Raw genomic sequence first — 23,673 nt, 5'->3', positions numbered from 1 at the left:
TGCTATGCTATTATTAAAGCAGCTCTAAACCATTATATTTTGCAATTGTCTGTTTAGTTTGCAACCTTAACCATACTATGACGTACTACCGAATCTCTATACATATAGCCTTTCTGTAATACCTCCGCTACAATATTCTCACCTAATGTTTCATCTTCTACATGCATTACTGCGTTGTGAAGACTAGGATCAAATTCATTGCCCTCGGCTTCAATTTCTTTAACACCAAGGTCTTCTAATGTCTTTAATAATTGTTTGTAAATCTTATCCATTCCCTCTGCAAAAGGTGTTGCTAATTCTTCTTCAGAAACTGCTTTGAAACCTCTTTCAAAGTTATCAACTACTGGTAAAATCTTTTCAATCACATCTTTTGCTCCGACTTCATACATAGCTGATTTTTCTTTTTCTGAACGTTTACGGAAGTTATCAAACTCTGCAAATGTTCTCTTATATTTATCAGTAAGTTCTTCAATCAATTCATCTTTTTTATCTTTCTTCTTATCTTTCTTGAAGAGCCCTTTCTTTTCACCCTCTTTTGAATTCTGGTTGTTATCTTCATCTGCTGATTCATTTTCTGTAGCTTCTGCTCCAGAATTCTCAGTTTCATTTGTCACATCATCTGTAACTTCTTCTGTTACATCTTCTGTTGTTTCTTCAACCACTTCCTCTGCTTTATCTGTATTGCCTTTATCTGTATTGTCTTTATCTATTTTATTATCTGTCACTTATTATATACCACCTTTCCTATTCATTTTGCTTTTTAAATTTCTCATCTAATTGTGTTTTAACAGTCTTAAGAGTTTCGACTACTTTTTCATAATCCATTCTCTTCGGACCGATAATACCGATTGTTCCTCTGACTCCATCTTCTATTTCGTAAGTTGCGGTTACTACACTACAATCTTTCATAGTCTGTACCGGAGTCTCATTTCCAATGTATACCTGAATTTCTTTCTTATCATCTGTCTTATCATCTTTATCTATAAGACTTGTGAGCAGTTGTTTTTCTTCAAATGTACTTATTATCTCACTTGCTGTACTGCTTTCGCTAAGTTCAGGATATTTAAAAATGTTCGTTGCACCACTTGTATATATCTTGAGATCATCTTCATTAGCAAGAGCCAAACCGATTGCCTCTATTATATCTCTTACTAATTCCATATGTTCCGGTGCACTTCCCGTCATCTTAGAAATCAAACCAATATTCATCTCTTCAAGTGCCAATCCGTTAAGACTACTGTTAAACAAAATATTAAGTTTTAATATTGTTTCACTATCTAAGCTTTCCTTGAGAGTAATAATCCTATTCTTAATTATGTTACCTTCAGTTACAACTACACACAACAATTTATCTTCTTCAATTAAAGACAACTGTACAAACTTTAACTTTCTTGAATTTCTTGCAACCGGTGTAGTAATCATCGTTGCATAATTAGTATTCATAGCTAAAAGTTTTGCCGTATTCTGTAGTAATTCTTCAACCTTTTCGACTTTTTCATCAAGAAAATCTTTCATATCGTTAAGATTTTTTTCTTTAATGTCTAATTCATTTGTCTTATCTTCCATAAGTTTATCAACATATAGTCGATATCCTGCATCAGTTGGAATTCTTCCCGAAGATGTATGTGGCTGGACAATGTAACCCATCTCCTCTAAGTCTGCCATTTCATTTCTAATAGTTGCTGAACTCAGATTCAAATCTGTCTCTTTAGATATTGTTCTTGAACCAACCGGCTCTCCGGTATTAAGATAACTTTTGATAACTGCATTAAGTATCTTTAGTTTTCTTTCATCAAGTTCCATGTACACCGTTCCTTTCATGATGCGTTTCATGTGTTATGATGTTTGTTGTTAGCACTCACTTGATTAGAGTGCTAATTACTTCATATCCATAAGATATCACTTGAGTTTTCATTTGTCAACACTAATTTTAAAAAATTTTTATATTTATTATTTTTTACTATTTTTCGTTTACCTTACGTTCTCACAACCTTTATTTACTGCATTTAAAAATCTCTTTTGAACTTCTGCTTCTATATTATCTTTCATATATTCATCTATGTCACTATATATAACTCCGCCAGCCATAAATGAATGTCCGCCGCCGTCGCCGATTCCTTTCAATGCTTCTGCAGTAAGCTTTCCCGAATGTATCTTTTCATCAACGCTTCGTACTGATAACTTATATCCGCCATTTCTATCGGCATATACTATACAGACATTCACCTCATTTAGAGATAAGATGAAATCTGAAATCATGGCTATAAGCCCATCATTACAATCAAATGGAATATAAGCAAAACCAATTCCGTTAATAACACTTATATTCTCAATTGCAGCACCATATGCTTTTAAATCAGACATTTCCATATTATTAATGTAGAATTTGGTTATCTTGTCATTATCAGCATATTTATATAAATATCCAAACATTTCTATATCTAATTCTGTTACACCTCTTGTAAGTGAAGCTGTATCCATTCTAAGCCCATACATTAACGCTGATGCAACATTTCTGTCCATTGGGGTTCCACTTTCTACATAATATTCAGTTACTAATGTTGCACATGAACCAGCTATTCTTATATCTTTATATCTATAAGTACATTCTATAAAGGTTGGATGATGGTCTATACATGCTACCTCATCACCCGGTAAATCATTGAAATTCGAATTATATTTCTGTCCATCAATTGTTACTATATAATCCTCTTCCTGCATATCAGTAATCTGATTATATTCCTTAATATCAATTCCGAATTCCGTAAGCATCTTCTTTGTCGATATCTTGTCAATTGCTCCACAATAGCATAAGGTTGTCTCAATATCATGTTTCTTTAGGAACTGCTGCATACCAAATGCACTCGCTATCGCATCAGGATCCGGGAAATTATGTGTCTGTAAATAAGTCTTATGCCCCTTTAATAACTCTACTAAATCATTCCAAGCCATATTTCTTCCTCATTTCTATGTCATTTTTTTCTTTTTCACATTAATTACTTATCCAAACCCTATATTATTACTTATCTTTCAATAAGTCTACCAGCTTTCAGAACATTTTCAATAATAAAGAATGTCGCTTGCGACATTCTCCGCCTGCGGCGGATTACGATAGCAACATTTTCCGCTCCGCCGCAATGCGATCCTCGCGGAGCGTTATTTACTTAACAGGACAATTTCAACGAAATTTCCTGATAAGTAAATAAAAGCCGAATTATTGAATAACTCGGCTTTAAATCATCTATTTACTTACTGTTTTCCACAAATCTCCATAATTCCCTTAAGTACTTCATCTACTTTATCCATATAAGCATTTTCACCCATATGTCCGATTCTTATTACTTTTCCCTCGAATTCGCCAAACGAACCTGCAAGCATAATACCATATCTTTTCTTCATTTCTTCTAATATATAATCTGCTGTCATTCCCTCAGGCACATTAAATACTGTTACAGTATTAGAGAAGCCTGAATTCTGATAAAATGTAAAGCCAGCTTCCTTAAGTGTTGTTCTTACCTTATCAGCTACCTGTGCGTGTCTCTTTAAAATATCTCTATCATTCTTGATATTATCAAATGCTACTCTTAATCCATATATATCACTTATTGGCATTGTATAAGGAAACCATTTCTTTTCATAATATCCGTCAAATATTGTAAGATTAGCATAAAATGCTGCAATCGGTGTCTTTCTGTTATGCATTGCCTTTTTAGCATCATCACTTATTACCACAAATGTAAGTCCCGGAGGTGCTGATACTGCTTTCTGGGAGCCTCCACACAGTAAATCAATCTGGAATTCATCAACATTTACATATTCACCAAACATTGCTGATACCGAATCTACTACTGTCATTATTCCGTATTTCTTTAATAGAGGACAAATTCTTGAAATGTCATTTAACATACCACTTGGTGTATCACAATGTACTACTGTGGCATATTTGAAATCATGATTTTTCTCTAAGAATTTTTCTAAATCTTCTATATTAATTGTGTTTTTATAATCAACTGTGTACATTGTAGGTACTCCGCCATACATTGTAACAAAATCTTTAAAACCATTTCCATACAGACCATTGTCGATAACTAATACCTTATCGCCCGGTTCTGTAAGGCTTGCACATGCTGCCTCTAATCCTAAGATTCCCTCTCCACCGAGGATTAATGTTTCATTCTTAGTTCCAAGAAGTTCACTTATAAGTTCACATGTTTCTTTATAAAATTCACAAAATGATGTATCCAAATCAGGGTTGGTACATTCTTTCATTCTTGCCATTCTTACATTTCCGGCAACCTGTGTTGGTCCGGGAGTCATAATCTTATACATAGAATTCCTCTTTTCTAAGCCTGCCGCTCGTTATTTTTATCATTGTTGATGCACTATAGATAATATTTTTTCTACTATCATTTTCGCTACTATCATAATTTATGCTTTGTCAGTTTATTATTTTTCCTATTTTGTAGCAAATATTTTAGCTGCTGCTTTTTTAAGTCTTACAGATATAGGAAGTACAATAATTGCTGCCACACCCACCTGAACAAGGTTTCCAGGAATTGAACTTACAGGTGCAACCCAGTTTCCATATATAACACCCTCTGCGATGTAATATCCAGCAACCTTGATAACTGCTGCCACAATAATTGCAATAAGATTTACGACGTATGAATTACGTTTCTCAGTAATCTTACCAACTGCAAATCCCATTAAGCCTACGATAACAAGTGTAAATGGAGCCCATGTAGCCCAGAAGCCTGATATCATATCAAAGAGTCCCATACCAATTCCACCTGCAATCATACCTGTTTTCCATCCAAATACAATAGCTGCGATAAAGAGTGGAATATTTCCAAGGTGAATAAGCCCACCATTAGCTGCTATTGGAAGCTTAATATTAATAAATGCAGTAAATACATAAGTAAGTGCGATAAATACCGCATCAATAGCCAGTTCTCTTATCTTCTCTGATGTTGTTGCAGCACTTTTTTCATTTTTAGCAATATTTTCCATATATTTTCTCTCCAATCCTTAACTTAGTTATTCCGTAACTTAGTTATATGTATTATTTTTTAAAGAATATCATAAAATGTCTTTTTTTAAATAGCCAGTTTTTATCTTTTTAACCATACCACTTATAACTATTATACGCATTTTTCCCTATATTACGTTATTCTTATGGTTTACATTTTATATACAATATCTTGTATCTACATTTTTATGTTAATCTATATTTAGTGTTTTGTTATAGACAAATTATTTTAGTAATGCTATAATTAATACGTTTCATCGCATCGGGCGAAAATTCAATATTTTTTAATAATTACCACATTATATTTTCGTATATATTTATTAATAATTCCGAAAATATAACTATATAAAACATATATTTTCATACAATGAAAAGAAAATTTTACAGACATATTGCAAGGAGGAAAAAAATGAAGGTAATTAAGCGCGACGGCAGACATGTCGATTATGACCGCAACAAAATTGTTATTGCTATTCAGAAAGCAAATGACGAAGTTGAACCATATGAGCAGATTTCAGAAGAGAAGATTTATAACATAGTTGCTTCTATCGAAAATCGTGGTTTGGCAGAGATGCAGGTCGAAGATATCCAGGATATCATTGAACAGAAACTTATGCAGGAGAAGAAATTCGTTCTTGCTAAAACATATATTATTTACCGTTATACAAGAGAAATGGTTCGTAAGGCTAATACAACCGATGAATCAATTCTAAGCCTTATTAAGAATAGTAATAAAGATGTTATGGAAGAAAATTCTAACAAAAATGCAATCATTGCCTCTACACAAAGAGATTTGATTGCCGGTGAAGTTTCTAAAGACCTGACTAAACGTGTACTTCTTCCTGAGAAGATTGTAAAGGCTCATGAAGATGGTGTGTTACATTTCCATGATGCTGATTATTTTCTTCAATCAATCTTTAACTGCTGCCTTATTAATATAGGAGATATGCTTGATAATGGTACAGTTATGAATGCTAAATTAATCGAGAGTCCAAAGAGCTTTCAGGTTGCCTGTACTGTTATGACACAGATTATCTCTGCTGTTGCTTCAAGCCAGTATGGTGGACAATCCGTTGATATAAGACATTTAGGTAAATATTTGCGCAAAAGTCGTGAAAAATATAAGAAACATTATGAATCTAAATATGCCGGTAAGATATCTCCTGAACTTATGGAGCAGTTCATTAACGACAGATTATATGATGAATTACGTTCAGGTGTGCAGACTATACAGTACCAGATTAACACATTGATGACTACTAACGGCCAGTCACCATTCGTTACTCTGTTCCTTAACCTTGATAAAGATGATGAATATATCGAGGAAAATGCAATGATTATAGAAGAGATTTTAAAGCAGCGCCTTGAGGGAATAAAAAATGAAAAAGGAGTATATGTTACTCCTGCATTTCCTAAACTAATCTATGTACTAGACGAACATAACTGTCTTAAAGGCGGTAAATATGATTATATAACCAAATTAGCTGTAAAATGTTCTTCTAGGCGACTCTATCCTGACTACATTTCAGCTAAGAAAATGCGTGAAAATTATGAAGGCAATGTATTCAGTTGTATGGGCTGCCGAAGCTTCTTAAGTCCATGGAAAGATGAAAATGGCAATTATAAATGGGATGGAAGATTTAATCAGGGTGTTGTAAGTCTTAATCTTCCTCAGATAGGTATAATTGCAAATGGTGACGAAGAAGTTTTCTGGCAATTAATGGAAGAAAGATTATCTCTGTGCTTTGAAGCATTGATGTGCAGACACCATGCATTAGAGGGTACTCTATCTAATGTAAGCCCAATTCACTGGCAATATGGTGCTATTGCAAGACTTAATAAAGACGAACCTATCGATAAATTATTACATGATGGATATTCTACTATTTCTCTTGGCTACATCGGTTTATATGAGGTAACTAAGTTAATGACAGGTGTGTCACATACTGATCCAAAAGGACTTGAATTCGCACTTAAAGTAATGAACAGGCTTCGTGCAGCTACAGACACCTGGAAAGAAAATACAGGTATTGGCTTTGGTCTATACGGAACTCCTGCTGAAAGTCTCTGCTATAGATTTGCAAGAATTGATAAACAGAAATTCGGTGACATTCCAGATGTTACTGATAAAGGTTACTATACTAACTCTTATCACGTTGATGTCCGCGAGAAAATCGATGCATTCTCTAAATTCAAATTTGAAAGCCAGTTCCAGAAGATTTCTTCAGGCGGTGCTATTTCTTACGTTGAGATACCAAATATGCGCAACAACCTGCAGGCATTAGAAGAAATCGTTAAATTTATCTACGATAATATACAATATGCTGAATTTAATACCAAATCTGACTACTGTCACGTATGCGGTTTTGATGGCGAAATTATAATTAATGATGATTTAGAATGGGAATGTCCACAATGTCACAACAAAGACCATTCTAAAATGAATGTTACAAGACGTACATGTGGATATCTTGGTGAAAATTTCTGGAATGTCGGTAAGACTAAGGAAATTAATGCAAGAGTTCTTCATATCTGATATATCTAAAATATAAGATATCTGATTCTTAAGCTTTAGAAAGGTTAAATATATTATGAATTATGCAGATATAAAACAATATGATGTTGCAAATGGTCCAGGAATACGAATCTCTTTATTCGTAAGTGGCTGTAATCATCATTGTAAAGGCTGCTTTAATGAAGAAGCATGGGATTTTAATTACGGCAAACCATTTACTGATGAAACAATTGATACAATTATAGAATATCTTAACAGTCCTCATATCGCAGGCTTAACACTCCTTGGCGGCGAACCAATGGAGCCAGTTAACCAGAAAGCACTTCTTCCATTGGTTAAACGTGTTAAGGATACTTATCCTGACAAATCCATCTGGTGTTTCACAGGTTTTAGATTTGATGATGATATTCTAGGCAAAATGTATGACAAGGTTCCAGAAACTAAGGAATTACTTGCCAGATTTGATGTTATGGTAGACGGTAAATTTATAGAAGAACTTAAAAGTGTAAGTCTTGTATTCAAAGGTTCATCTAACCAGAGAACCATTATGGTACAGGAATCTTTACAAAAAGGCGAAATCGTCCTCTGGACACCACCTGAAAACAAATATTAATAAAATGCTATAATATTAATTTGAAATTATATAGGAAACGAGGTCCCTTATGGAAAAGATAAAAATACAATACTTAAACAATGATATCAAGAAGCTTGAATATATAGACGGTAAATCTGACTGGATAGATTTACGTTGTGCAGAACGTGTTGAATTAAAAGCAGGTGAATTTAAGCTTATCCATCTCGGAGTTGCAATGCAGCTGCCTGACGGATACGAAGCTCATATTCTTCCACGCAGCAGTACATTTAAGAATTTTGGAATTATTCAGGCTAATTCAATGGGTATCGTAGATGAATCTTATTGTGGTCCTAATGATTGGTTCTATTTTCCTGCTATCGCACTCAGAGATACAGTAATTGAGCCAAACGACAGAATATGTCAGTTCAGAATTGAGAAACACCAGCCACAGATAGTATTTGAAGAAGTTGAAAGATTAGAAAATGTTGACCGTGGTGGTATCGGAAGCACTGGTAAAAATTAGAATAATAGTTCAAAATAAAACACCTAATCAAAGCCTTAAAATATAATCAATTGATCCAAAATTGTAATTTAAAAAGCCAAAATATTACAGTTCATATACAATGATTTTCTTATTCATAAGATTGTATATGAACTGTTTTTATCTCTCACCTTTTAATTCCAAATCCAATAACTTCGCTAAGGGTTCCATTGCATTTAACTCCTCCTGGACCGTATTAGTCTGTGCCCCTGCCTCTATAAGCATTGATTTAGGTCTTAAATGCAGATTATACTGGTATGCCTGTATATAATTTTTCCTAGTAAACCCTGAGAAATACTCTTCAGCTAAAACTTTCATCTGTAAACTAAAAGCAAGATTCTGTTCACGATACGGATTATACAGATATCCTATTTCACCAATACTGTTGAGTCTGCTTATTCCATTGAAGAACATAATTTTAGCGGTCTGCTTACCATTGACCTCCGTAACCAGATGCAGATTATCATTCACACCATCCCTATGTAAATCTATTACAACTTCTATACTAGGATTCTCTGCTAGTACCTGTGCAACTCTTTCATATGCATAATCATATGCTTTATGTCTGTCAAGCACACCATTTACATAATCAAAGGAATCTTTAAGATGTATAACATTATAACCATATGTTTCCGTCAGTAATTTCGTAAGATAATCCCCAACACCTATTATCGTAGTGTTTACATCTCCACTTACACTGTCTGCAAATGCCTCCTGTCCATGTGTATGATAAATCAATATCTGAGGCATATTACTAGCTGTCTGCATCTTCATATCCATCGCCATTAATTTATTAGCATCTATATCCTCTGGATATAATGTCGTACTTGAAACAACGGTATAAAATTTACTCATAAGATAATCGTAAGTCAAGTCCTCTGTCTTAATATCCTGTAACTTCTTAAATTCCTGTCCTGCTGTTTCAACACTATTATCAGATTTATTAGCATCTGTTCCATTTGAATCCGTTATTTTGCCTGTGCCCTCCTCCTTTCTATCACCATTTCCATTTATATTTTCATTGTTATCATTTCCGTTATTACTTTTACCATTATTTTTATTATTACTATCATTACCACTATTATTTCCATTATTATTGCTGTTATTTCTGCCATTATTAACGTCAATAGTATCATTATTTATATCATTTTCATTATCAATACTGCTTTCTTCTCTGGTATTTTCTAAACTGAAGCATCGTATATCTAAGCTTTCCGCTGTATTTACTGCTATTTTCTCATTTGCATAATCATATGCTGATACATTTATGATTTTAGATAAAAATGTCAACTCCTTATTGCTCTCATTCAGTATATCCTTATCCGTTTTTGTTATGTAACCCACTGACAATATGCTTTCTTTCGCAAATTTCTTCACGATATTTTCAAGCATACTATCAGAAAATATATTCTTCGTCCCCATATTAATGAAATTAAATATAATATATATAATTAACCCATATATAATTATGGTTAGTACATAACTTTTCCTACCCTTCATTCCCCTCTTGCCTCTTACCACTTTTATTATTTTGAAATACAATAATAACCATATTATGCTGATAACTGCACATATCCCTATGGCTTTCATTATTTAGAAATACACCTTTGTCCTCTAATCATTATATGTTCTCACTCCATATAATATTCAATCCCTCCGATATTGTATAACTAATATATTTGATTGTTTCATCTACATCCTTAGGTGTAACATACATTACTCTGGTAGCCGGCTCTAATACTTCTTTGATAAGCTGGTATTTTTCTTCATTAGAGAAATTCTTAAGTGTCTTTGCAAGGCTTACGAGTTTATCAGACATTTCAAATATTTCCATAAGATTTTCCATTGTATCGTTAACAATCGTGGCAGCATCAACTACAGTTGGTATGCCTATAGCGATTACCGGAACGCCCACCGTTTCTCTTGTAAGTCCCCTCCTGTGATTGCCTACGCCTGAACCGGGATTTATTCCTGCATCAGAAATCTGTATCGTAGTATTTAATCTGCTTGTACTTCGTGCCGCAAGCGAATCTATGGCTATTATCACATCAGGCTTAATCTCTTTAACAATACCCTTGATTATTTCAGCCGATTCCATACCAGTCTGTGCCATAACACCCGGTGCAATTCCACTCACTTCAAATCTTGCACATTTTTCTATTTTTTCTCTTGGTGCATATAGTTCATTCATCTTTCTTGTAATGAAAATATTGTCTACTACCCTTGGTCCTAATGAATCAGGTGTAGCCTCCCTGTTGCCTAATCCAACCACTAATACCTTTCCTCCATTCCTGCAGGGTAGTATTTCTTTTAAATATTTAGCAAGTAATTTAGAAATATTTCTGTGATAAGAATCGTCCGCCTCTCCTAATTCCCTTGCTTCAAGTGTTATATAATTACCCATTGGCTTTCCTATATATCTTGCTCCATTTTCATCTTCCACTACTACCTTTGTAACTTTAACACTTCCATTTTCTAAATATTCTTCATCTATGCTTATTCCCTCAATATCCCTATTACACTTTACTCCGTCTTTTAATTCTACGGCAAGGTCTGTTCTAATCTTGAATTCTGCCAATTTACTCTCCATTCTGCAGGCTTATCACGTTAAAAATGCTAAATTTTACAGGCAAAATCCATATTCCGCCATGTGATAAAAACTACATTTTAACGCCTGCTACGCATTTAACTTACTTTTAATTATTCTTTGTAAAAATACGTTAAAATATACCAAAATACTTATTGACAAAAATATAGTTATACTTTACACTATATTAGTATGTTTACATTTGACACGTCCGCGTCTTATAAGATGTAAAGCATAGATATTGACTCCTAACTCTCTCTCAAAGAGTCAAAATACTAATAACAGAATATATTTTGGAGGTGGACAGATTGGCTAATATTAAATCTGCAAAAAAAAGAATTTTAGTTACTGAAACAAAAACAGCAAGAAACAAGGCTATCAGATCAAAGGTTAAAACTTCTGTAAAGAAAGTTTACTCTGCTATCGATGCTAATGATAAAGAAGCTGCTTTAGCTGCATTAAACGCTGCTACAGTTGAAATCGATAAAGCTTGTACAAAAGGTGTTTACCATAAGAACAATGCTTCAAGAAAAGTTTCTCGTTTAGCAACAGCTGTTAACAAACTTTCTTAATTAGTACTTATAATATATGAATTCAGAACTGCTATACTGCTATTTGCGGTATGGCAGTTTTTGTTCTATATTTATAGAGATTAGACACTAACACGTTTTTTCCTATAACTCTAATGTTAAAAGACCGGTATGATAAATCAAAGTCAAAATTTATCGTACCGGTCTTTAGTTTTTAAACATAATTAAGCACTATATTTAACAATAATTAATTCAACTGCCATTTTATCATTCATATTTCCAAGTTTTACTGCTTCTTCTAATTCAAGACAATAATTAACTGCATCTTTAATAACAGGTAAAGTGAAATTCCTGCACTGTCCTATCGCCTTATTAACCACAAAATTCTGCATACCCATATTTTTAGCTATCACTGCTGCCGCTTCTCTGTTATTTAGCATTTCCTTAACCTGTAACATTATATTAAACTGTCTGGCCAACATATACAGAATCTTCATCGGAGCTTCTCTAACAGCTATCAAATCATAGTATAAATCAAGTGCCTTTTTCTGCTTCTTATTACCAATCGCATCGACCATCTCGAATATTTTACCACTGATTTCACTTATGCATACCTTATCAATATCTTCTCTTGTAATTACATCTTTATTAAGTGTATAACTAAGTAGTTTATCTAATTCACTTGTGATATTATCCATATCGTCTCCAAGCTTATCTAACAGATAATCCATATTGTCTCTGGCAATATTCTTATTTTCTTTCTTTAATCTTACCAGTATCCATTTACTAAGGTCAGATTTATTCATTCTGCCACATTCACATACATATCCATTACTTTTAACCTGTTTATATAGACGATTACGCTTATCAACCTCATTTTCTATAAATACTAATACCGTATCTTCAGGAATTTCAGCAATATAATTAGCCATATCTTCATTTGCAGACTTAAACCACCCTGTATCTTCCATAAGTATGACTCTATACTGTGCTAAGAATGGAAGTGTCTCTGCCAGATCAATTATCTGCTTTTCATTACAATCTTTTCCTGAGAACTTCGAGAAATTCATATTATCTCCGTCATTTACGATGGCCTTTATAAGTTTATCCTTGATATTTCTGACTAAATACTTCTCTTCGCCATATATAAGATATGCCCTTTTAATCTCACCCTTTTCTATATCTTTGATTATATTCTTCATTTAAGAATCTTCCTCCGATTTAAGATTTATCCATATTTAAGATTATAATGTTAATGCAGAAAAGTTTCAACCTTAAAACCTCTTTCATTTACGTGAATATCTATCTCACCTGTATCTTTAGTCACGTATATATCAGAAGCTATATTTTTAAGCCTCTTTAATGCGTCTTGTCCCGGGTGTCCATATCTGTTATTAACACCACAGGAAATGATACTTACCTCTGGTAACAATACCTTTAGAAACTCTGCTGATGATGAATTATTAGAGCCATGATGCCCGGTTTTTAAAACGTTTACCTTATCTGATATTCCTGATTTAATAAGCATCTTCTCACCCTCCATGCCTAAATCTCCGGTAAATAACATCCGAAAATCTGATTCAGATACCGAAAGATAAAATGTTAAAGATAAATCATTTTTATCAAGCTTTCTATCATCTTCAGGCCACAGACATCTTATCTGTAAACCTTTCATTTGAATAATATCTCCTTTACCAAGATATATTACATTTATTTTCTCTTTCTCAGCCTTGGAAATAATATTTCTATAATTTTTATCAACTACCGTTTCGTTAATCTTTGGAACAATAATGTTTTTCACATAATTTCTGCCATTATATTTGTATTCCATTAAATCATTCATTCCATTTATATGGTCCATATCTGAATGTGTCATAATAAGATAATCCACACACTCAATTCCGCTCGCCTTAAGAAACGGAAGAATTGTATATTTAGTAATATCTTTCTCACTGCTGCTGCCTGCATCAACTAACAAAGTATTTCCGGCATTATTAATACAAATGCTGTCTCCCTGACCTACATCAAGCATATTAATTCTGACACCTTTAACATTGTTAGATAACAGGATAACATTAAGAAGTATAAGCACCATACATACTGATATTCTCTTTATATTTCTGACCTTAAATGTGTCAATTTCGCCACAATTTACAATATTACATTCATTATCATTATTATAAATTTCATCATTTCTATTTAAATAAATATGTAATATTATTACAGCTATAATTAATAGTCCAAAATATATCACAAGCCTTAGATTCCCCGGTATTCCGACTATTCTCGTTGCATATGGCATTTTCAAGAATAACCTGCATACAAAATCATAGAATTGAAGAACTCTGCATCCAATCCATATGACGAAACTTCCAAGATGTACACTTACACTACCGATTATTATTCCCAATATTCCACATACTACGATTATACCCATAAATGGAATTATAATTATATTAATAACTGATGAATACATTGATATCTCATAATAAAAATATGCTGATATCGGTCTTATAATAGTATTAATCATCTCACTTGCCAGAAATGATGATATAAGCTTATTATTTATTTTAATAAATCTCATTAAAGGTGTGTGAAGTAATATAATTCCTAGAATTGCACCAAATGACAATAACATACCTGAATTAAATATCGCTAACGGATTAGTATATATTATTATTATAAATGCCAGCGTAAGAGCAGATAATATATCATAGGTTCTTCCAATCAATTTGGCAAGCAGACTTACTCCAAACATTATTATTGCTCTTTTAGCAGATATATTTTCACCTATCATATTTCCATAACACAATATTATAGTAAATGTGAATATTCCTGACGGATATAAACCCATTATCTTTCTTAAAGTCCTGTATACAAAATAACCTATAAGCGATATATGTAAGCCTGAAATTGCTAACAGATGTGATATTCCTGCCATCTTATATAGTGACCTCGTATCGCTTTCTATATCTGACTTATCACCTAACAATATTCCCTTATATATACCCGAATATTTTGCAGAAGTAATCTTATCAAGTATATCTATGCAATGACATTTTAATCTGTATAATCCTGTGCTTACTATATCTCTTTTAGAAATTATAAATGTTTCATCATCATTTTCCTTAATAAATCTCCCTGCAATACCTAATTCATAATAATATTTTCTTTCATTAAAACCTCCTTTATTCCTTGCTAATTTGTAACTGTCATACTTAGCATATGTATCTATCATCTCTCCTGTAATGCCTTCTATTTTCTCATCTTTAACATATAATATTATATTAACATTACTAATTTGATTATTCTTCCCTGACACATATGCATTTTCAAGATAATAATAGATTCCAGTACTCTTTTCCTCTGACTTAGTAATCTTTCCACATACTCTCACTCTTTCATGTGCTCTTAATCCATTTTCCAGGCTATGCAGCTTATCATTATAATTCCTATATTTAGCAAAACCCATATTAACTATAAGGCATACTATACCCATGTATAATACGATTAAACGTACTTTTCTCCTAAGGAAATGTCTGTTAATTCTGTTAATTACAAAAGCCACCAGTAAACCGGTGGCTATAATACATATTTCTGCAATAATTATTAACCCCATTTTAGCTTCTGTTAATCTTCCCACTGATTCTCCAATTATCAAGGCTGCGGCCATTATAACAAGTGGCCGTTTTATCTTATCTCACCTCTATTTTACAATATCTAAATTCCTTGTAAATGTATATTCTAACGATATTGAATCTTTAAATTTAACATTTGTTTCACCATTAATACTTATCTGAACTTTATTAATATAGCTTAATTCACATAGAGAATTGACTATTGAATAAATCTCTAATTCCGGTGACACATCTGTACTCTCCGTCATAAATGAATCATCAAAATTCACATAACATATTCCATCTTTTGTCATAACACTAAGTAACTTAACATTAGATGGTATCGTTCTCTGATATTGGCTTAATTCTGGTCCGCTAATAAGCTTATCAAGTATCAGCTTCTCAACTGAAGTATTTGCATCATATACACCTGAATATTCCTCAGGCACAAGATTTTTTCCATCTTTATCTGCATAATATACTACAATATTAAGATTCTGAAACGAATTAATATTTGATTCTTCTCCTGCCACAAAATCCTCAGCTTTCATACTTCCTATTTCATTATTGCCATCTAGTACAAGTGGCTGGCTATTTACCGTAAATATTACATAATCAACACCTTTTATCTGTGTAATACTAAGTACAATGGCTGAACGACATAATAATTCTGTAACCTTGCTCATCTCGTAATATGATGAACTAAAATCAATATTAACTGTCTTATCATATAATGTATATCCTGATATCTCTACGCTTTCAGGCTTCGCTGTAATGCAGTTCTTCTTTTTCGCCGACGTATTCATCTGATTTAAGACTTCCTCTATCTGTGCTATTGTATCATCACCTTCTGGATTATAGGTCTTAGAAATCAACTTTGTTCTGTCTTTATTAGTATAATACAGATATATTTCTCCGTTTTTTTTGAGTTTACTGCTCTTTGAACAGCCCGAAAACATACAGATAATCATAATTAGTATCAATTCTAAGAGAACTACTCTTTTTAATTTTAATCTGTGTTTCATATTCTAAATCATTCCTATCTGTTTTCCTCATTCACATAATTAAGAGGTATTCTTACAGTAAAGGTTGTTCCTTCACCCTCTTTACTGTATACCTTGATTGCTCCATTATGAAGCATAATAATATTCTTAGTAATTGCAAGTCCTAAACCTGTGCCTCCCGTCTTTCTTGCCCTTGTCTTGTCTACCCTGTAGAAACGCTCAAATACCATTTCCTGTGATTCATCTGGAATACCTATTCCCGAATCAGCCACTTTAATAAAGAAATATTTATGATCGGCATTAAGGGTAACCCTTACCCAGCCATCCATTACATTGTATTTGATTGCATTTTCCACAAGATTAGATATTGCACTTGTCATCTTAACTTCATCGACTTCTGCAAGAATCGGTCTGAAGCTCTCTAATACGAGTTCAATATTATTCTTAGCAGCGATAGGTTTTAATCTTTTAAGAATCATTTCAACTAACTCATTTATATTTACTTGTGAAATATTTAAGCTAGCATTCTTCTTATCTAGCCTTACAAGTGTAAGTAAATCTGTTATAATTTCATTCTCTCTGTCAATTTCATTGACTATGTCGCCAAAGAATTCCTTATATATTTCATTTGGTACATCGTCCTGCATCATCAATGAATCAGCTAAAACCTTTATAGATGTAATAGGTGTCTTTAATTCATGCGACACATTTGACACGAATTCCTGTCTCGAATCATCAATTTTCTTCATTCGTCCAAGCATACTATTAAATGCTTGTGCAAGTTTCTCTGTTTCGGTATATCCACTTAATGATAATTCATTATCAAAATATCCAAATGACACTTTCTCGAAAGAATTACCAATTTCATCGAATGGTTTTACTAATTTTTTTGGCCAGAAAAATGCAAATATAACCACTACAAGTGCTAAAATCGTCTGAATAATATACATTTTCTCGGCTATTTTATCTATAGCATACTCAACATCTTTCGTTGAAAATGTTACATACATTATTCCTGATATATTATTATTATCCTTTGAAATAGATGAAATAAACTTAATATACTGTTTCTTAGAATCATAATACGAAACATTCTTGCCTTTATAACATTTAATAATCTCTTCAGATACAGTTGTTTTATCTTCATCCATCACATATGTATCTTTTATAATCATAAAGTTATTGTCTATCAGCATAATACGACCATCATACATAGCCGATAGCTGCGACAATTCCGCATCAATTGCAGGCGATTCTTTAATCTCCATATAATTTTCGCTTATTATATGATTCTTCAATATATTGCACTGGCTCAAAAGTCTGTCCATCTTCATATCAACCATTGCATTTTCAATAGGTATTCTTACAACGCCCTGAAAAATTATTATAGGAACAATTCCTATCAGCAAAAGTATGATAAAGATTCGAAACTTCATACTTCTAAACACTTTTCTGGTTAAGCCGATATATCTTTTTAAGTTTCGGTGAAATCTGTGGTCTTTAATCTTATTTAGCATACAGGCTCCTTAATGTTATTCTTTAAAGAAATAACCGACACCCCATTTTGTAAATACATATTTAGGTTCACTAGGATTACTCTCAATCTTTTCCCTAAGACGTCTGATATGAACATCAACTGTACGGACATCGCCTGGATACTCATATCCCCACACGATACTTAAAAGTTTCTCACGGCTATATACTTTATTAGGGTTAGTAAGTAATAATTCTAATAAATCAAATTCTTTAGCTGTAAGATTTATCTCTTTATCACCTATTTTAACATTTCTGCCCTCAACATCTAACTTAAGATCACCTTTAACAACCAACTTATTAGGTCTGCTGTTAGTTTCCTCTTTCTTACTTCTTCTCATTATGGCTTTAATTCTTGCCTTGACTTCTAATATATTAAATGGTTTGGTAATATAATCATCTGCACCATATTCAAGTCCAAGAATTTTATCCATATCATCACCTTTGGCTGTGAGCATAATTACAGGCATAGAACTAAATTCCCTTATTCTGCTAAGAACTTCAAAACCGTCATATACCGGAAGCATAACATCTAACAAAACGATATCATATTCTACCTGTTTAGCTAAGTTAACTGCCTCTTCTCCATCATATGCACAGTCAACTTCCATTCCATCCTGTTCTAAACTGAATTTAATTCCTTTAACAATTAGCTTTTCATCATCTACAACTAATATTCTGTTTCCCATTTTCACATCACCTATGTATATATGCCCTTTCTTCACAGTCAATCCCTGGCTACCTTTCAATAATATTTTGACTGTCTATATCTTTTATATCTTAATTAAATCTTTTATCTTATCAAATGCGGCTTCTTTAATTCCACTTATATTCATTATGTCTGAAATATCATTAAATCCACCATTTTCTTCTCTGTAATTAATTATAGCCTCTGCTTTTGCCTCACCTATTCCAGGCAATTCCATAAGCTTTTCTTTTGTTGCTTCATTAATGTTAATAAGTCCATCATCTTTTATATAAGTATCTCCATCAGAAAAATTTTCATTATAAAAAGCTTCATTTTCAAATGTTTTATCATTATATTCCCAGAAATAATCGCCATTACTATTTTCAACTTCTTCCTTTGTCGGAACATAAATCTTCATCTCATCCACAACAGGTCTCGCAAGATTAACCGAATCAATATCTGCTTCTTCGGTAGCTCCTCCGGCTAACTCTATTGCCTCAAATACTCTGCATACACTTGAAATCTTATATACACCCGGTGCTTTTACTGCACCACAAAGCTGGACATATACTTCTTTATTCTGTACTGACTCAGCTAATGATTCACTTTCCTGTTTCTCTGAAGATTTCTTTGAATCACTCTCCGAAAATGTATCGTCTTCTGAAATTGTATCTGCCTTATCACTATAGACTTTTACATTATTCCTGCCATTACAGCCTGATAACATTACCAGACATATAATCATTAACATTAACTTATTTACTTTTTTATCTAAAAATCTGTTCATAAAAATCTCTCCTCTTCTATTAAATATTAGGTTTAATATTATATTAAATAACTAAATACTAATCTAAATACCAATTCATTTTAATATTTCAGAGAGATTATAGAATGTCATATTTATTCTACATAAAATTTTTAAGTTTTACAACCTGTTTTTAATATATTTTTTCATTCCCACTTAAATAAGATGATACCAGCTATTGCAAGCAACACACCAATTACCTTTTTCATCTCGAAATCTGCTTTCTCAACCCCGAACATTCCAAGTAATTCTATAACATACGCAACAACCACCTGTGATACTACGATAACCATAACAGATTTAGCAGGACCTAAGGAAGCCATACTTTTTACAACCGTATAAGTAATTGCTGTTCCTATTATTCCACCTAACAGCATATATTTGGGACTAACTTTTGTTATTCCCATAAAACTGCTTCGGTCGGCAAAAAACCACACAACAAGACCTGCTAAAAGAGCCGTAAACTGCACAAAACAGTTACAGACCCACATACTGGTATTCTTTGTAACTCCAGTATTAAATACACCCTGAACGCTCATTAATGCACCCGATATCAACGCAATTATATATCCCATCTTTACAACCTCCATATGCTCAATTATCTGCACATTTGCAAAATAAAAGTTACAGGGTATATATTTTGCTTTCACTCCATTAGTCGGACAATTTATGATTATTTGTTCGCCTTCATCGTACAAATAATCATAAATTGTTCGCCTAAAGTCGCAAGGCGCTAAAATATATACCCTGTAACTAAAGTTTCCGCAAATACCCAGACATTGTCTATATGGTATTATTGTAAACGGGTTTTATAGGTTTCATACATTGTGTTTAGATTATCTTCAACTTTTGCGCCATTCCATGCTTTATTTAATACTGATTGTACCTGTGCGAAGTAATCTCCCGTAACAAGCATCTTAGGTAATATACAGGAATTATCGTATTGTTCCTGTATAACTGCATAATCAGCATTTGCATAGTCTGTATGTTTTGTTGAAAACAGGCCTGTCTGCGAATAGATTAAGTCGGTTCTGTCATAGGTTGCATATTTAGCTAATTCTTCAGCTTCCTTATCTTTATCTGACATATAATTAACGACTAAAGTCTCTGTACGCGACAGTGGTTTTGTTCCTGATTCGTCATTTAAGTCAGGCAGACCACATATATTATAGGATATTTTCTTAGGATTATCTAATTCCTTTAATTCATTATATTCATCCATAGTAACAATTGAAGCTATTATTTCGCCATTCATAAATGCTTTAGCTAATCCACTAAAATCATCACTTATATTTATACCAAAATCTTTCGATAACTCTGTGTAGAAGTTAAATGCATTCTTAACTTCATCTGTATTAACATTTATCTTAGTTTTATCATCTCCTGATTCGCCACCTATATTCATATATTTCCCAACGAAGCCATAATTATGGTAGATATCTTCAACATTCCAGTACATAATGTATTTTACATCTTTATTTTCACTGAATTTAAAATTCTTAGAATAATTAATTATGGCCTGAAAATTAACTGGTACAGACTTAAAATATGCATCATTATATATCATAAATTCTGTATCAAATGTAAGCGGATAAGCAACTTTCTTTCCTTTATAAGTTATTGCATTAATGGCTGCAGGCGAATAATTCTCTAAATTATAAGAAGAATTATCATTCTCTTTAGCTAGTCCATATCCGTAAGCTGCTTCTAATTCATCAGAATCTAAAAGATATATGTCAGGTGCTCTTCCGAGTGTATCATCTGTCTGTTTATTTGCCTTATTTATATTTTCTAAATAATCAATATCCGACATATATTTCACATTTACCTTAATGCCTTTAACTTTTTCATAATCTGTAGCAAGACTAGTGAAATAATCATCATATCTCTGGTCATTATACCATAATGTAAGTCCATCATCTTCTGTCTCTTTCTCACCGCGATTAAATGTCTCACTGTTATCTGCCACTAAAATAATAATACTTACAGAGATAACCATTGCGATTATCTCTGTAAGTCTCTCAAGTATTACTTTTTTATTTTCTTTAAATCTGTTAAACATTACAAATCATCTGCCTTAATATGTGCTTAAAATGTACTTAAAATATACTTAAAATGTGCTTAATACCTCTGTTAAAATATTTATCATTTCATCAACATTTTCTTTTGTAATAATAAGTGGTGGTACCATTCTAAGAACATTACCTCCTGCACTTATAACTAAAAGTCCCCTATCCATAGCTTTATTAATTACTTCGCCTACTGGTACATCAAGAACGAGTCCCTGCATAAGTCCTTTGCCACGATGTTCCTTGGCACAAGCAAATTTATCACAGACTTCATCTAATTTACTTTCTAAATATTTACCTACTTCGCAGACATTTTCTAAAACATCTGTTTCTTCAAATAAATCTAATACTTTATTGATTGCTGCAGTAGCAAGTGGATTACCGCCATATGTTGTTCCATGGTCTCCCGGAACTAAAACAGCCGCTTTTTCATTAGTAAGGAATGCACCTACAGGTATTCCACAACCTAATGCCTTAGCAAGTGTAAGTATATCAGGTTTTACTCCATAATATTCATGTGCAAACATCTTTCCTGTTCTTCCCATACCACACTGAATCTCATCAAATATAAGTAAAATATCATTTTTATCACAGATTTCTCTTACACCTTTAATAAATTCTTCTGTTGCAGGATAAATTCCTCCCTCGCCCTGTACAGGCTCAAGAATAATCGCACAGGTCTTATCTGTAACTAATGCTTTTACACTTTCTAAATCATTATAATCTGCAAATTTAACTCCACCGATTAATGGCTTGAATGCCTCCTGATATTTGACATTACCTGTAACTGATAATGCTCCCATACTTCTTCCATGGAATGAATGATTCATTGCAATTATCTCATGGTCATTCTTACCATCTTTATTATATGCATATTTTCTGGCTGTCTTAATGGCACCTTCGATAGCTTCTGTTCCACTATTTGTAAAGAATACTCTGTCCATTCCTGCTAAATTTGTAAGTCTCTTAGCTGCAATTGATGCCGGAACATTGTAATATAAGTTAGATGTATGTATTATCTTATCAATCTGTGCTTTTAATGCATCATTATATTCTTTATTATTGTAACCAAATGCAAATACTGCAATTCCTGCAGCAAAATCAAGATATTTCTTACCATCTGTATCATAGAGATATGCTCCATCTCCTTTTTCTAATACAATCTGGTATCTGTTATATGTATGAAGTAATGAACCTTCTGCTTCTTCTATATATTCCTTTGTTGTCATAATATCCTCATTTCTTTAATACTAATCATTTTTTTCGTTATAGAATCTAACTTCGTTATCTCCTAAAATCGCTGTACCAATACCTTTATTAGTAAAGATTTCAAGTAAAAGGCAATGTGGAATTCTTCCATCTAAGATATGCACTCTTGAAACACCATTATCGATTGCATCGATGCAGTTATTAAGTTTTGGTAACATACCACCTCCTATATAACCATCCTCAATTAATTTACGTGCTTCTGAAACGTGAAGTTCTGATATTAATGTATTTTTATCATCAGGATTTTTATATACACCCTCAATATCTGTTAAAAACGCAAGTTTTTCAGCATTAACAGCTCTTGCAATTGCACATGCTGCATCATCTGCATTAATGTTATATGAATTAAATTCATCATCAAGACCAATAGGGCATACAATTGGAAGATAATCATTTTCTAATAAGTCAAATAATACGCCGGGATTAACCTCTGTTACATCTCCAACAAAGCCTATGTCTTCACCATTAGATAATTTTTTCTTACATTTGAGTAATTGTCCATCTTTGCCACTTATACTTACAGCTTTAACGCCTAATTCCTCAACCATTGTTACAAGTGATTTACCAACTCTTCCAAGTACCATTTCCGCAATTTCCATGGTATTTGCATCAGTTACCCTGAGCCCATTGACAAACTTTGCTTCCATTCCTGATTTTTCTACCCATTTGCTGATTTCCTTACCACCACCATGTACGATTATCGGTTTAAAACCAACTAATTTAAGAAGTGTAACATCTTTAATTACATTCTTCTTTAATTCGTCATCTACCATTGCACTTCCACCATATTTAACAACGATAATTTTCCTGTTAAATCTCTGTATATATGGTAACGCCTCTATAAGAACATTAGCTTTTTCTAAATATTTTTCCATTTCTTTTTCCATAGTTAAGTAAATCCTTTCTTTAAAT

21 protein-coding genes are annotated in these 23,673 nt (G+C 32.7%); 4 read left to right on the top strand and 17 right to left on the bottom strand.

The window, feature by feature from the left end; translation table 11 throughout:
* Nucleotides 1-53: 53 nt before the first annotated feature.
* The 5 genes from grpE to OCV48_RS06040 form a co-directional block, all read right to left on the bottom strand.
* Nucleotides 54-725, bottom strand: coding sequence for a nucleotide exchange factor GrpE (gene grpE / locus OCV48_RS06060; RefSeq protein WP_021983699.1), 672 nt, complete (start codon nucleotides 723-725; stop codon nucleotides 54-56).
* 19 nt (nucleotides 726-744) lie between these two features.
* On the bottom strand, nucleotides 745-1,803 hold the full coding sequence (gene hrcA, locus OCV48_RS06055) for a heat-inducible transcriptional repressor HrcA (protein WP_021983700.1): 1,059 nt from the start codon (nucleotides 1,801-1,803) through the stop codon (nucleotides 745-747).
* A gap of 168 nt (nucleotides 1,804-1,971) precedes the next feature.
* Nucleotides 1,972-2,952, bottom strand: a complete 981-nt coding sequence (locus tag OCV48_RS06050; RefSeq protein ID WP_021983701.1) for a DHH family phosphoesterase — start codon at nucleotides 2,950-2,952, stop codon at nucleotides 1,972-1,974.
* Nucleotides 2,953-3,249: 297 nt separating this feature from the next.
* The gene (locus tag OCV48_RS06045; RefSeq protein ID WP_021983702.1) at nucleotides 3,250-4,329 is read right to left on the bottom strand and encodes a pyridoxal-phosphate-dependent aminotransferase family protein; all 1,080 of its coding nucleotides are present in this window, start codon (nucleotides 4,327-4,329) and stop codon (nucleotides 3,250-3,252) included.
* Nucleotides 4,330-4,455: 126 nt separating this feature from the next.
* On the bottom strand, nucleotides 4,456-5,010 hold the full coding sequence (locus tag OCV48_RS06040; protein WP_021983703.1) for an ECF transporter S component: 555 nt from the start codon (nucleotides 5,008-5,010) through the stop codon (nucleotides 4,456-4,458).
* A gap of 428 nt (nucleotides 5,011-5,438) precedes the next feature.
* Here OCV48_RS06040 and nrdD point away from each other — a divergent pair, with 428 nt between their 5' ends.
* The 3 genes from nrdD to OCV48_RS06025 are packed head-to-tail and all read left to right on the top strand — an operon-like array spanning nucleotide 5,439 to nucleotide 8,641.
* Nucleotides 5,439-7,565 (top strand): anaerobic ribonucleoside-triphosphate reductase, encoded by a 2,127-nt coding sequence (gene nrdD, locus OCV48_RS06035; RefSeq protein ID WP_147591410.1) that lies wholly within the window; start codon nucleotides 5,439-5,441, stop codon nucleotides 7,563-7,565.
* A 55-nt stretch (nucleotides 7,566-7,620) separates the two neighbouring features.
* On the top strand, nucleotides 7,621-8,157 hold the full coding sequence (nrdG, locus tag OCV48_RS06030) for an anaerobic ribonucleoside-triphosphate reductase activating protein (protein WP_147591409.1): 537 nt from the start codon (nucleotides 7,621-7,623) through the stop codon (nucleotides 8,155-8,157).
* A gap of 49 nt (nucleotides 8,158-8,206) precedes the next feature.
* On the top strand, nucleotides 8,207-8,641 hold the full coding sequence (locus OCV48_RS06025) for a dUTP diphosphatase (RefSeq protein ID WP_021983706.1): 435 nt from the start codon (nucleotides 8,207-8,209) through the stop codon (nucleotides 8,639-8,641).
* A 138-nt stretch (nucleotides 8,642-8,779) separates the two neighbouring features.
* Here the strand turns inward: OCV48_RS06025 and OCV48_RS06020 are convergent, their stop codons facing one another.
* Together OCV48_RS06020 and gpr are read right to left on the bottom strand one after the other, a co-directional pair.
* The gene (locus OCV48_RS06020) at nucleotides 8,780-10,159 is read right to left on the bottom strand and encodes a stage II sporulation protein P (RefSeq protein ID WP_021983707.1); all 1,380 of its coding nucleotides are present in this window, start codon (nucleotides 10,157-10,159) and stop codon (nucleotides 8,780-8,782) included.
* Between the two features lie 121 nt (nucleotides 10,160-10,280).
* A complete protein-coding gene (gene gpr, locus OCV48_RS06015) occupies nucleotides 10,281-11,237 on the bottom strand; it encodes a GPR endopeptidase (protein WP_021983708.1) in 957 nt (318 codons plus the stop codon).
* Nucleotides 11,238-11,554: 317 nt separating this feature from the next.
* Between gpr and rpsT the strand changes: the two genes are divergently transcribed.
* On the top strand, nucleotides 11,555-11,818 hold the full coding sequence (gene rpsT, locus OCV48_RS06010) for a 30S ribosomal protein S20 (protein ID WP_021983709.1): 264 nt from the start codon (nucleotides 11,555-11,557) through the stop codon (nucleotides 11,816-11,818).
* 182 nt (nucleotides 11,819-12,000) lie between these two features.
* On the opposite strand, the gene holA is transcribed toward rpsT, so the two are convergent.
* The 10 genes from holA to argB all read right to left on the bottom strand — a co-directional run bounded on the left by holA (nucleotide 12,001) and on the right by argB (nucleotide 23,648).
* Nucleotides 12,001-12,978 carry a DNA polymerase III subunit delta gene (holA, locus tag OCV48_RS06005; protein WP_147591407.1) on the bottom strand — a complete coding sequence of 326 codons (978 nt, stop codon included), beginning with the start codon at nucleotides 12,976-12,978 and terminating at the stop codon, nucleotides 12,001-12,003.
* Nucleotides 12,979-13,028: 50 nt separating this feature from the next.
* Complete coding sequence (locus OCV48_RS06000) at nucleotides 13,029-15,419, bottom strand: DNA internalization-related competence protein ComEC/Rec2 (protein ID WP_262559226.1); 2,391 nt, start codon at nucleotides 15,417-15,419, stop codon at nucleotides 13,029-13,031.
* A 63-nt stretch (nucleotides 15,420-15,482) separates the two neighbouring features.
* Entirely contained in the window at nucleotides 15,483-16,418 is a 936-nt protein-coding gene (locus OCV48_RS05995) for a GerMN domain-containing protein (RefSeq protein ID WP_147591405.1), read from the bottom strand.
* Between the two features lie 14 nt (nucleotides 16,419-16,432).
* On the bottom strand, nucleotides 16,433-17,914 hold the full coding sequence (locus OCV48_RS05990; protein ID WP_021983713.1) for a sensor histidine kinase: 1,482 nt from the start codon (nucleotides 17,912-17,914) through the stop codon (nucleotides 16,433-16,435).
* A 15-nt stretch (nucleotides 17,915-17,929) separates the two neighbouring features.
* Nucleotides 17,930-18,619, bottom strand: coding sequence for a response regulator transcription factor (locus tag OCV48_RS05985; protein ID WP_147591404.1), 690 nt, complete (start codon nucleotides 18,617-18,619; stop codon nucleotides 17,930-17,932).
* 84 nt (nucleotides 18,620-18,703) lie between these two features.
* Nucleotides 18,704-19,405 carry a helix-hairpin-helix domain-containing protein gene (locus OCV48_RS05980; protein WP_021983715.1) on the bottom strand — a complete coding sequence of 234 codons (702 nt, stop codon included), beginning with the start codon at nucleotides 19,403-19,405 and terminating at the stop codon, nucleotides 18,704-18,706.
* A 164-nt stretch (nucleotides 19,406-19,569) separates the two neighbouring features.
* Entirely contained in the window at nucleotides 19,570-19,998 is a 429-nt protein-coding gene (locus OCV48_RS05975; RefSeq protein ID WP_021983716.1) for a DMT family transporter, read from the bottom strand.
* 218 nt (nucleotides 19,999-20,216) lie between these two features.
* Nucleotides 20,217-21,485: a sugar ABC transporter substrate-binding protein gene (locus OCV48_RS05970; RefSeq protein WP_021983717.1), complete on the bottom strand. Its 1,269-nt coding sequence runs from the start codon at nucleotides 21,483-21,485 to the stop codon at nucleotides 20,217-20,219.
* A gap of 48 nt (nucleotides 21,486-21,533) precedes the next feature.
* Nucleotides 21,534-22,721 carry an aspartate aminotransferase family protein gene (locus tag OCV48_RS05965; RefSeq protein ID WP_147591403.1) on the bottom strand — a complete coding sequence of 396 codons (1,188 nt, stop codon included), beginning with the start codon at nucleotides 22,719-22,721 and terminating at the stop codon, nucleotides 21,534-21,536.
* A gap of 21 nt (nucleotides 22,722-22,742) precedes the next feature.
* On the bottom strand, nucleotides 22,743-23,648 hold the full coding sequence (gene argB, locus OCV48_RS05960) for an acetylglutamate kinase (RefSeq protein ID WP_021983719.1): 906 nt from the start codon (nucleotides 23,646-23,648) through the stop codon (nucleotides 22,743-22,745).
* Between the last annotated feature and the right edge of the window lie 25 nt (nucleotides 23,649-23,673).

Origin of the sequence: Bovifimicola ammoniilytica (assembly GCF_025567085.1) — a bacterium.
GTDB lineage: Bacteria > Bacillota > Clostridia > Lachnospirales > Lachnospiraceae > Bovifimicola > Bovifimicola ammoniilytica.
This window is presented reverse-complemented; position numbering and strand designations above follow the sequence as displayed.